The organism is Haloferax profundi (assembly GCF_001469865.1).
GTDB classification, from domain to species: domain Archaea; phylum Halobacteriota; class Halobacteria; order Halobacteriales; family Haloferacaceae; genus Haloferax; species Haloferax profundi.
Window position 1 is genome coordinate 1 of the sequence record NZ_LOPV01000478.1, and the last position, 11,141, is coordinate 11,141.

Below are 11,141 nucleotides of genomic sequence, written 5' to 3' on the forward strand. Positions count from 1 at the left end.
CAAAAACAACTCACAGACATCGAAGACTCAGACAGGGAATTTGGACATGTACCTCAGCAACGTGTGAGCGGCGCGTATATTGACACCAACCGAATGGATACGATTGCCGACGTCTAGGCCCTATGTCCGTAGGATTGTCTGTCTGGTCCTACGGTGCAGCAAACTCCCAACGGACAGAAACCAGCCAATCGCGTGCCAAAGACAGCCCCAATCCCCTGCCCCCGGGGCTGTCGACGTGAACGGCGAGCCCACAACTATCCCCTTTCCACAGATTCGTACAGAGAGCCTACCAAAGCAGAGCAAGGAAGTCACTCGTCTCTTCTGTGACCGATACGGACTGTCGAGGTCCGAAACGAGAATGGCAGGTCAACACGAGATGTTGACCGTACCAATGGTGTGCCCCTGATAACGGCAAGTGTCAATTCTATTTGATTACTAAAAGAGTTATTATCTACTGTCCCGGCTTGGATGTGCAGTCGGTCAATTCGGAAGTTCGCGTCTGCCACTGTCTACACACGCCCAGCAAGGGAAGTCATCATCCAACATCTCACAGTCGCAATCATCAGGAGTCGCATCGTTTTCCACCCCAGTTTCCGGTTGTTCGTTAGTGACCACACCGCCGTCTGCGACCATCTGCATTTCCTCGACAGCATCGAGGACCGGACGTCGAATCGCAACTGCGACACGGTGTTTGCACGGGCCAGCGTACTTCTCGTCCGCTGGGCAGTCACACGCTTCCGGTACGCCGTTGACGATTCGTACGTTGTATTCGTGGTTCTCGGGGTCGGCATGGCTCGCGTTGCGGACGAGCACATCCCCGTCGAATAACGAGAATTCGAATGCTTCGTACTGGGCTCGTTTCAGGACACGCTTCGTTGGGTCGAGTCTTGCTAGTAGGAGTTCAGACATGGTTTTTCGAAGCGCCCAGAAGAGAGCGCCTCGCCCATCGAGGCGCTAAGAAAGTGACGTCACCAGGTGTTCTGCCGAGTTAGCATTCATCGAGTCTGCTGAAATCCCCAGTTGCTGTCAGAAGTCGCGTGACACAGATAGGGGGTGAGTTCAGCATGACGGAGCAGTATTATTCACAGACAGGACTCTGAACCTCCTGTCCAGCCGAGGTGCATCTCTACTACTGTCTTAACGTACTGTTCTCGTCAAAATAAGTTCAATAATGTTACTTGATCGGGGGGTCGTTATTTTGTATGGCTTCTGGGCGCTACCCGCGTATCACAGTTACTGAAGGCCCTCAACCCAGCGAGGTGCCATTCCATCTTAACGTCGAGAAGCTACGCGATTTCTCACCCAATGCACCTGCTCAAATTCGGGGGTCATTTGAGAATTATTCCTCGGAAGAGCAGACGGTTGGCTTTGGCGCAATCCAGCCGTACTCCAATATCTGGAGTGAAGACGAAGGATGGCTTGTTCTCATTCCGAGTGACCGCGAGACGCAGAAACACGTCTTCGGAACGACCGAACAGATCATTCCTGATCGCCCTGTCGAGGGATGCTGGCAGACGAATCTTGTTCACTTCGTTCGTCCTGACGTGATTAGATGGCAGTCACTCAATGCGGGAGAGTGCATTCAGAGCGAATACACGGTACTGCATTACCCGGAACGCGAAATATTGGAGGCAACGATGGATAAGTGGGTGAGCGGTCGGCCCGAAGATATGGGCTGTCTTCCCGCAGGGGAACACCGGTTTGCCGAATCATTTGTGCCGAAGGTTAGGGCGGACACGTCGTGGGAAGAGTTTGAGTGGAGTTACACACTGACGATTGAAGAATAGATCCTCTCTATCTCCCGACTCGGATAGTCGGCCTCCGAAAGTTTCTGTGGCCGACTTGCGCTCTCTTCACCACGATCGCAGAGACTTCACCGAATACTGTCAGAAACGGCGTGCAACACTCAGAGAGTGAGTTCAGCAAACTTCAGTGACACCATCAAATTTGGTAGCAAACTTTACCCAGTAGTATGTTCTACCGAAGAATATGGCCACGTCGGTAAAGATGGACGACGACACCAAATCCCGTCTCGAACGGTTACAAGCCGAGATTCGGCTCAAGACGGGAAAGCGAGTGACGCAACAGGAAATCCTGGCACGGCTCGTTGAGCATGCCATTGAGTCCAAGGCAGACCTCATCGACTCGTTCCGCGAGAAACGTGTCCCCCTTGCAGAATCCGAGCGCGAGAAGTTCCACGATGGGATGGTCTCCTCGGGGGTTACGACGACCGAGGAAGACATCGACGACGTGCTGTATGGATGAGCGTCTTCGTCGATACTGGTGTGTTTTTTGCGCATCACGATACGGATGCCGACCGGCACGACCAAGCCGTCAGTGCATTCGACGAACTGTTCGATGGAGAGTTCGGACAACCATACACGAATGACTATGTTTTCGACGAGACTGTGACGCTTACACGGGCTCGAACGGGTTCGTTCGAGGCTGCAGAGACTGTTGCCAGTCGCATTCTCGGCGAAGAGCCGTTTCCTCAGGTTTTCGAGATGATCCACGTCGAACCAGATGATGTTCGGGCGTCGCTAGAGACGTTTCGTCGATACAACGATCACGACCTCAGTTTCACTGACGCGACGATAGTCACGCTGTGTGAGTCACGTGATATCGATGCTGTGTTGAGCTTTGACACAGATTTCGATGGACTCGTTGACCGTATCGAACCAGGATACTAATGGCCTACCTGGAATGCCTTTTCCAACTCATCCAGAAGTTGGTAGAACCGTCGTACTGAACTTAGCGGGTGAGTTCAGCACAGCATCAACAATCATTCAGAGATGTTCTGTGAGGAAATTGCGAATCAGGAGTGTACGCGCTCTGTTCTACCAACAAACCTACAATCGAAACTGAAGTAGTGAGAATGTGCTACCGAATACCTCCGTTAAGTTGGCTCTCCTTGGAATTGCTATCTTAGCGGCAGGCGTCGGTGCTGTGATTTGGGCAAGGTATATTCTATCCTGGCTACGCAATTCGCGGAACTGAAACCTTCTACACTTGGTGAGGTGATGCTGGCTATGATGACCGACCTGCGCCCTGTATTCAGCACGCCCACAGAGACCTCACCGAACGCTGTCAGTAGTGGCGTGACACAGACAGAGGGTGAGTCAATCACCGAACGTTGGTGAAATAATAGAATGCCCCGAGTGTGAGGCCCATGGCTACTGCCTGAATCAGGACAGATTCTCCGAGCAAGGCACCCACACCGAGGTAAGTGACAAATGCGACGATACCCATAATAACGGCGTATTTCACCCGAGGCAAACTCCTGAGCCATTCGTCAATACGCCGGTAGAGGTTCGCCATTGTGAATGTATGTTCACTGTCATTGTTCAAAATCTTGTTGCAAGACTTGCGCCCTGTATTCAGCACGTCCGCAGAGACCTCCCCAATCACTGTCAGTAGTGGTGTGCTACACTCAGAAGGTATCTGACGATACGAGTGGGGGAAGATACTTTTTGAAAGGGACGGAACTCGGCGTATGAACCGTCGTGCCCTCCTTGCCTCGCTCGCTACCGGTTGGGCCGCCTCGACGTCCGGGTGTCTATACAGTCTCGCGGGGACCCAGAACGAGTCGTTCCAACTTGGCTACGTCGCAGTTCACAACTCCACTGAGAACGCTCATCAGATCACGATTCGAGTGATGCGGAATGGAACGAACGTTCACCGTTCGACACACGATGTCGCCGGACAGGACGGAGCCATCGTCGAGAGCGCGATTCCGGAGTGCGATTGGGGGAGCACCCCTGGCCGATACGAAGTCGCTGTTCGCATCGATGGTGGTGACTGGGCCACCGAGTCGTTCCAGGGGTATGACACAGATGGTGGTGACTGCTCGGTTGCACTCGCCGAGGGCAGACTCCGTGAAGGAGAACGCCTCGACCTCGGCTACCGCCGAGCGTGTGATTACGACAATCCCCCTGATGGCCTCTGTTCGTTTGACTCGTGATACACTCGCGCCCTGAGTTCATCACGCCCGCAGAAACCTCACCAAACGCTGTCAGAAGTCGCGTGACACATATAGAGGATAGATGCAGCACGCAATCATCGTTCGATTCACTCCGACTCGACTGAAACAGCCGGTGATGGTCGCTGCATATCTTCCGAAGACGGCGTTCGGTACATCCACTATAGAACGGGCTACGGCCAGTCGTCGGGCAATTCGTCCTGATGGTTGTGCATCAATCTGAGAAGCGGCTCGATCTCCCCGAACCGAGGGCCGCGTGTGATAACCCCGGAATCACGATCCCAGTCAATGAATCCCGCGTCGGCCAGTTTTGGGAGGTGTATATGGTAGAGTTCCAGTTGTAAGTGTTCGAGCGCGTCGTCGTTCCCATCCGCGATAGACTCCGAGGTGATGTCGTCCTCGTCCTGTGAGTTCTGTTGGGCAACAGTCATGAGAATGCGGCGGCGGTACACGTGTCTGAGAGCATCGAACAGTTCACTCAACGAGTCTCCAGCCTCAACGCTTTTTTTTGCTGACATCTGTGGATGGCTCCTGTTGCGAAACGCGTCACGTGGTTATCCCTTCCGCGGATTCGATGCGCGTACGTCGCAGCATCGAATACACTGTGGGGCTTGACCAGCATCACCCTGCCTTTTGGGCATACAACCCTTATTTATGCCGTGGGACGTCACCCTCCAAAGCGGTGAGGGTCTGGCCGAGAATCCGGCGGTGTCCACGCCGGAGGCGAGAGGCGATCGCCTGTTGTGAGATTCCGAGTTCCTCTCCCAGTTCGGCCATCGTCACGTCGCGCGGCGAGTTGAAGTAGCCCCGTTCGTAGGCCAGCACCAGCGCCTCCAGTTGGGAATCGGTGAGTGCGGCCTCGGTGGCAGTCTCGACCGGTGTCAGCGCGTGCAGGGCCGTCAGCGTCACCGGGATGTCGCGGTCCCGACACCGCTGCTGAAACGTGGCGATATCGCTTCGGTGGTCTCCGCGAATCTCGAAGGTCCACTGGTCGTCCGTCCCGATCGCCGTGATGAGCGGTATCTCCGTCTCGCCGAGCGTGCTGAGTATTCCTTCGTACTCTGGGTCCCACTCGACGCGCAGGAGGTATTCGTCATCGACGGAGTCTATCAATCGAATGGTCTTCACGCCGGGATGGGTTGAAAAGGCTGCCTCCACGTCGTCGATATCGACGCCCCGGACCCAAAAGTACGGGATGATTACGCCCTCGCGTGGGATGACGCGCTCCAGTTCGACCGTCACGCCCGGTACAGACGCAAAAATCGACCCCAGGGGAAACTCGTCGGGCGGGACCGTAAACGTCGCCTCGGTAGCCATAGCCGAACCATCGGCCCGCGTCGAAAAAGACCTGTGCACCGATGCGGGCCTGTCTCTGAGAGGGGTATCCACCGATAATCGTGTGCTCTCGGCTCGTGACCGACTCGCGCCCTCTATTCAGCACGACCACTGTAAGCTACCCAGTCCCTGTCAGAACTCGTGTGCAACACTCAGAGGATGAGTTCAGCAGACCACCATCGTTTCTTCCAGTCATTTGGGAACCGAACCAACCTTTCGTATGATGGTTAGTACCCGAAAGTCTTTGTCAACTGTTTGTAAATTGCTCTTATGGTTGATTTGTCCCTCTTCTCAATTGCTCTACTGTGGCTTACGATTGTGACAGCAGTTTACGCTGGTGCGTATCTGGCCCTTCAGATGTATTTCGGACAAGAAAATCCGTCCACCGGATTAGGGAAGCGAAACCAATAGTGAACGTGTGCGGCTACTGGCTAAGTTGTCCTACTGTATGTAGCACCGAGGTCAGGAATACTGCGTGACCGACTCGCGCTCTGTATTCAGCACGCCCGCAGAAACCTATCAGCTACTGGGGGACTCAACAGAACCAGTAGTACGAATCAATTAGGTCGTGGCTGCGCGCACAGCGTCGGCGGTGACGCCGTCGCCGGCGCGAGCACGGAGCGGTGGGTGGGGAGGTGGGGTCTGGGTCTGGTGGATCCACAAAAAGAAAACAGCGCCTGCAACGCCTACTCAGCCCACCACGCCTCGCGCTCTGGGAACGAAATCTCCGACCATCCCGTCGCAGCCACTGAGACACGCCCACCGTACCAGCTCTTCGCGACGTTCCGCATCGTCACACGCTCGCCTTCTCTGACAATCGTTTTTCCACTTTTTGCCCAGATAGTGAACTTTGTTCTCCCCGTCTCGTCCTCGATGAGTCCCACCTGCTGAATCGCCGAATTCGACGACTCCCAGAGCTGGGTCACCGTTCCAGAGATAGACACCTCTCGACGACTCACCTCACTGACTGCCGCAATTGGAATCACACGTCCTGGCGCCTGTTGCAACTCTTCGAACACACCGACCACCGCGCTCATCATTGATTTCCCGTCTGCGACTTCTTCGGCCAACCGATGGCTAATCGCCGACCGCGAGCACCCACCGAGTTTCGTCTGTAATCGCGCTGCCTCCCGGTTCACTTCACCTAACTGTTCCACCGTCAGTTGCTCACGCGGGTCCGGCTCATCCGGGTCGGCCCACCGATTGACACACCCAGCGCGCTTCTTGAACTCTCTCGTTGCTTCGACGCTCATCCGTTCCACCGTCGTCACCGTCCGCTGTTCACGATTCGACGTCTGCCTCCGGTCCCACCGAGCTTTCGTCTGTTCAATCTCCCAATCGCGTGCTTCCATCCGCTCTTCTTCTGCGAGGGTCAGTCCTCGGCCAACCGCTTCTGGGTTATTCAGGTCAACTTTGGCTTGGATTTCGAGTTCAACCGTCGGGTGGAGTTCAGGCGTCTCATCAACCACGTCGTCGACGACTGCTCGGGGGTGTTCGGAGTGCGAAACTTCATTACCGATTTGCTTCTTAGTACTCATTGCTGTATACCTGAAGGCGCCTACTCAGCGTCTTCTTCCGACACCACGACTCTCCAGCCGTGGCTCTCTCACCGACAACAACCAACTCATTCTGCGCACGCCTTTCGCGCCTTCACGCGCACCTCCGGGGCGCGGAAGGCGTGCGCTCGACGATGGGACAACATCCAGCACCGCGCGCCAGACTGCCCGGAGCGAGCGGCCAGCACACAAGCCGGTTTCGCGTCCGACGACCGAGTCTGCGAGGGCGTCGTGACCGACGGCGCGCTTGGTGCTGGCGCACCGGGAAGGTGCGAGTGACGCGAGACGCGACTACCAGGAGCGACTCGTCGCGAACAGCGAGCAACGCGAGTCGTGAGCACGGAGGGCAAAGGGCGGCGAGCGGGGCGTGCCGTATCGGTTCGCCCGCTTAGTTGGGCTCAGCGCTTAGAGGAACAAACTCAGACAGACAGGAACGATGTGCGAAAGCAGATTATTAGGTCGCAAATACCACGTAGCGACGCACGTTGAGTTCCCCATTTCAAGAGTAATTCCATGGCGGTCCTCGTGACCCCCAGACTTGTACCAGCGGACAGTCCAACTTAGGTTTCATCGAGCAGTGCGATACCCCGTTCGACGACAGCATCCGTGATGAAGAGACTCGTCTCGGCTTGGAGTGCTCGCATCAGCTTGGCAGCTTCGGATTTCGCAAGTTCTCCGCGGGAGTAGGCAAGCACAATGATCCCAATCGAACCATGTACTTCGACATCACGAGCGTTCGCAGCGTCTCGTGCTGCAAGGTCGTCAGTCAGAAGCACTGCTGTTCGCTCAGATGCAACTGCGAGCGCTGCCGTTTCACCGGGGTCCAAATCAACGTCATGTCCGGTCACGTCGGCCTCAACGAGCTCGTATTCGATGGATTCGAGTGCGGGTGGAATCGTACCGGCTTCCAGTTCCTGGTAGACAGTCTGCGGAATCAGTACCTCGTCGATAACCGAGAGCAACTCTAGTACGCCAATTTCATCTAAGTGGATGATGGGGCCAGTATCAGCAACCGCAAGAATCACGCACTCAGTCCCCAGCGGACGTCATCTTCAACGGTCTGTAATTCGCGCTCCGCACGCTTGACGCGGTCTCGACCGACGAGATCGATAGCCGTCTCTCGATCAATTTCGTCGTTCACATATCGTGAGAGGACAAGGTCTACCCAGAGGTCTTCGACACCGCGTTCCAACGCTTGTTCGAGGATCTCCGACTCGGGGATTCCCCGGGCTTCGGCGATTTCTTGCACCCGTTCGGTGAGATCCGTGGCCATGAATAGTCGATTGCGCTGTGGCGACTTAAACGTCCGTACAGTCACGCTTCGGAAATGTACCTGCCCACGGAGAAGCATGACTCTGGCGTGGCATCCCTTCTTCAACCTGTTCGTCTGCTGCAATGAGGACTGCCTCGTCGTCAGTGTAATCGGCATGTACTGTTCGTCGATGAAAGTGCGGGGTTGTACTCTGTTGAAATCACCAATCACTGATAGTTTGTTGGGACCGTGCTGAATACAGAGCGCGAGTCGGTCACCACCACTCAAGAGGCAGCGGTTCTCGTATCCCGAGACCTACCTGACAAATATATAACTACTTGGCCCGAAGTATAGGTTAGGTGACTAGAACTATGACCTCGATCGTCTCGACCAGACACGAACAGCCCATGACTGCCTACCTCGCGATATGGAATGGAGAGAACTCGGAGACAGACTCAGTCTCCGATTCATTCGTGGCCTACGAACCAAGCGCTCCTGACGGTGAAGTACACGGACCTGACGCTCTCGAAGCACACGTCCGTGAACTTCGGACCGCTTTCCCTGACTTCACAATCACCCCTGAAGCCCTACTTGAAGACCCCGAGACGGTCATGACCGAGTGGAGGGCAACAGGGACGCATGAAGGAGAATTCAATGGTCTCCCCCCGACCGGGCGCACGTTCGAGCACAAGGGGATGTCGAAGTTCGTCATCGCGGACGGTAAGATACAGGAGGAGCGGATGTACTACGACCCTCGGGAGATAGCCCAGCAACTCGGCTTCCTCGAGGAGTAGGAACGCTATTTCTTTTGACATGCAGTCATTCTTGCCGTTCTACGTGTTCACTCTGTGCGACACGTGTGCTGAACTCACCCTCTGTCTGTGTCACGCGGTTCGTATCACAGCCTGAGGAGTTCAACAGAACACAGTGATATGGTCGTCTTAACCAACAGAATCGAGATGGTGTTGTCACCTGTTGGTTAAGGTTGCCGATTGTAGAGCTGCCGCACCGGCTTCACACTGAACACGTCGGTCGACTCAACAGGAACGCTGTGACTACGGTCGGTCGCGTGCGAATCAGTCTGCGAAAGTCGGTTGATTAATTCACTGCGTACAGATTCCCGGCTGACTGTCGTCTCGTGCCACCCGAGACGCTCGTCGTAATGACGTTTGTAGAACGCCTCTGCAAGGGGATCTACTGCGATGAACTGCGTCCGTTTTGTTCCCCACACGTTCGATGAGACGTACTCCGCACCAACGTCCTCGTGAGTAAGTTCGACGAGGACACACTCGACGAACGCGACAATCGAAATGTGGTGGCGGTCGTTTGGGACAGTCAGCCGAAGGTTTGACCACGGAGAGTGGGACTGTTTCGGGTTGTTCAGCGGCCTCTCGATGCTACGTGCGTGTTGCTGTTGCTCAGAATGCATACGTTGTCTCCAGGGCACACCGATTGCCCCGTCACCCCTGACGGGGCTACAAAACAGAGACGGCTATCAGATGCTACTCGGAGTTCCCGCTGAACAAGCGTCTTGTTCGGCCGAGTAGCGACGTGTTGTCTGAGTTGTCTTCGGTGCCACCGGTTCGTTGTCCTTGTCCACGATCGTCCTCGTCGCTCTGACCCGAAGGCTCGGCAGTGAGGACCTCAACCTTGGCCTCGAGTTCTGCGATACGCTCGTCTTTCTGTTCAATCGTCGCCTCGAGTTCGCTTACACGGGTAGACAGCAACTGGTTCTTCTCGATGAGATAGGCGCTCTGACGGTCGGGTTCGGCGGTATCCACGTCACGGCTCTCAGGTTCCGTTTCAAGCTTCGATTGCGTTGATTCGTCCCTTGGACTGGGGTCGTAGTACTCCGATGTCGCCTCAACCGCCCGCTCAATCGTCTTCTCACCATATGTCGACCCATCGGCGTAGTGGACTTCGTCCCACTTCGCTCGAAGGAGTCCCGATTGTCGGAATAGCGTGTCCATCTGTGCCGTGTCTCCACCGGTCCAAAACGCCAGCAAACAACTCAGCGCCATGTCCGCCTCCGAGTTGCTGTCGTAGCCAGCGGTGTTCCCGTTCCACAGGCGTTCGAACTTCGAGCCGTTCGAGGCGTTCTTTGCTTTCTTCAGTAACTCGTCGTCTTCGAGTGCCACGTCGGGTGTGGTTTTGGCGCCCTCCCTGACGCTCGTATGTTCGTCACGTTCGGGTTCTTCTTCCTCGGAGTGTAGTTGGACATATTCGCGATGGATCGCTTCGAGTGCGTCCTGTCGCCTCTTGACTTGTCCGGACGTGTCGTCGACGCGGTCGCCGGTGACGGTGAAGAAGCGAGCGGTGTCGTACAATTCGATATGTCCACGTCGGTTCCGGCCTTCGGGGAGTTCTCCTTTGATGAGCACGTGATAGCCCGTTCCCGATGGTGAGATTTCCGTGTAGGAGTCAAGTCGCTCGATGATGTCTTGTGCATCGTCGTCGATGTCGCCGGTTTCTGGATCCCGGCAATCGTCCAAGTCGACGCCGACGATTGGATCCTCGGCGGTGAACACGAAGCCGATTCCATCAGCTCGGGTCGCTTCGACAAACGAGCGTGCTGTTTCGAAATCTGACCATGTGTATGGGTCCGTCGACGATGCGAATGAGCCCTCGCCAGGGACCACTGGAATCTTCGTTTGCTTCCCGTCTCGTTTCTCGCTTCGCCAGCAGACCCACTGGTCTCGTTCGACGAGTTCTGGTGGGAGATTCTTCTGTGTCACGAATGTGGTAGTTTCTTTCGTCATTGGTTCAGTTCCTTGGTGGCCGCGCCCCTTTTGGCGCCAGAAAAAATCTCCCCGCGTTCGCTTCGCTCACTTGCACCGGCATACCCCCCATCTATACTAGTTGCTTTTTGCGATGCGAAATTGCTAAAACCACGGATAGAAGCGCTATATCGCAATCTTATCGCATATATCGCATTCTTTGAGATGGGCGTCTCTGATATCGCATAGCGATATTGGGGGGAACACCGCCACGTCTTGCGGTTTTGCTGATTTTCCTGTAT

The 11,141-nt window shown here is 55.4% G+C and carries 12 protein-coding genes and 1 pseudogene; 5 read left to right on the forward strand and 8 right to left on the reverse strand.

Annotated elements, in window-relative coordinates:
* Positions 1–480: 480 nt before the first annotated feature.
* Entirely contained in the window at positions 481–909 is a 429-nt protein-coding gene (locus tag AUR66_RS20770) for an SWIM zinc finger family protein (protein ID WP_082682239.1), read from the reverse strand.
* Between the two features lie 293 nt (positions 910–1,202).
* Here AUR66_RS20770 and AUR66_RS15625 point away from each other — a divergent pair, with 293 nt between their 5' ends.
* The 3 genes from AUR66_RS15625 to AUR66_RS15635 all read left to right on the forward strand — a co-directional run bounded on the left by AUR66_RS15625 (position 1,203) and on the right by AUR66_RS15635 (position 2,690).
* A complete protein-coding gene (locus AUR66_RS15625; protein ID WP_058573185.1) occupies positions 1,203–1,787 on the forward strand; it encodes a hypothetical protein in 585 nt (194 codons plus the stop codon).
* A gap of 202 nt (positions 1,788–1,989) precedes the next feature.
* Entirely contained in the window at positions 1,990–2,265 is a 276-nt protein-coding gene (locus tag AUR66_RS15630) for a hypothetical protein (RefSeq protein ID WP_058573186.1), read from the forward strand.
* Positions 2,262–2,690 (forward strand): type II toxin-antitoxin system VapC family toxin, encoded by a 429-nt coding sequence (locus AUR66_RS15635; protein ID WP_058573187.1) that lies wholly within the window; start codon positions 2,262–2,264, stop codon positions 2,688–2,690. The genes AUR66_RS15630 and AUR66_RS15635 overlap by 4 nt, the downstream gene beginning before the upstream one ends.
* A gap of 433 nt (positions 2,691–3,123) precedes the next feature.
* Here the strand turns inward: AUR66_RS15635 and AUR66_RS15640 are convergent, their stop codons facing one another.
* Positions 3,124–3,318, reverse strand: a complete 195-nt coding sequence (locus tag AUR66_RS15640; protein WP_058573188.1) for a hypothetical protein — start codon at positions 3,316–3,318, stop codon at positions 3,124–3,126.
* Between the two features lie 175 nt (positions 3,319–3,493).
* Between AUR66_RS15640 and AUR66_RS15645 the strand changes: the two genes are divergently transcribed.
* The gene (locus AUR66_RS15645; RefSeq protein ID WP_058573189.1) at positions 3,494–3,961 is read left to right on the forward strand and encodes a hypothetical protein; all 468 of its coding nucleotides are present in this window, start codon (positions 3,494–3,496) and stop codon (positions 3,959–3,961) included.
* A 191-nt stretch (positions 3,962–4,152) separates the two neighbouring features.
* On the opposite strand, the gene AUR66_RS15650 is transcribed toward AUR66_RS15645, so the two are convergent.
* From AUR66_RS15650 to AUR66_RS15670, 5 genes are all read right to left on the reverse strand, one after another.
* Positions 4,153–4,497 carry a DUF7344 domain-containing protein gene (locus AUR66_RS15650; protein ID WP_058573190.1) on the reverse strand — a complete coding sequence of 115 codons (345 nt, stop codon included), beginning with the start codon at positions 4,495–4,497 and terminating at the stop codon, positions 4,153–4,155.
* Positions 4,498–4,627: 130 nt separating this feature from the next.
* Positions 4,628–5,296 carry a helix-turn-helix domain-containing protein gene (locus AUR66_RS15655; RefSeq protein ID WP_058573191.1) on the reverse strand — a complete coding sequence of 223 codons (669 nt, stop codon included), beginning with the start codon at positions 5,294–5,296 and terminating at the stop codon, positions 4,628–4,630.
* Positions 5,297–6,000: 704 nt separating this feature from the next.
* Complete coding sequence (locus AUR66_RS15660) at positions 6,001–6,852, reverse strand: hypothetical protein (RefSeq protein ID WP_058573192.1); 852 nt, start codon at positions 6,850–6,852, stop codon at positions 6,001–6,003.
* A gap of 578 nt (positions 6,853–7,430) precedes the next feature.
* Positions 7,431–7,895, reverse strand: coding sequence for a hypothetical protein (locus AUR66_RS15665; protein WP_058573193.1), 465 nt, complete (start codon positions 7,893–7,895; stop codon positions 7,431–7,433).
* Positions 7,892–8,143, reverse strand: a complete 252-nt coding sequence (locus AUR66_RS15670; protein ID WP_058573194.1) for a ribbon-helix-helix protein, CopG family — start codon at positions 8,141–8,143, stop codon at positions 7,892–7,894. The genes AUR66_RS15665 and AUR66_RS15670 overlap by 4 nt, the downstream gene beginning before the upstream one ends.
* Before the next feature lie 350 nt (positions 8,144–8,493).
* On the opposite strand from AUR66_RS15670, the gene AUR66_RS15675 reads away from it, so the two are divergent.
* On the forward strand, positions 8,494–8,916 hold the full coding sequence (locus AUR66_RS15675) for an ester cyclase (RefSeq protein WP_058573195.1): 423 nt from the start codon (positions 8,494–8,496) through the stop codon (positions 8,914–8,916).
* A gap of 848 nt (positions 8,917–9,764) precedes the next feature.
* Here AUR66_RS15675 and AUR66_RS15685 read toward each other — a convergent pair.
* Positions 9,765–10,881, reverse strand: a pseudogene (locus AUR66_RS15685) (phage NrS-1 polymerase family protein); the annotation flags it as partial.
* Positions 10,882–11,141: the final 260 nt, after the last annotated feature.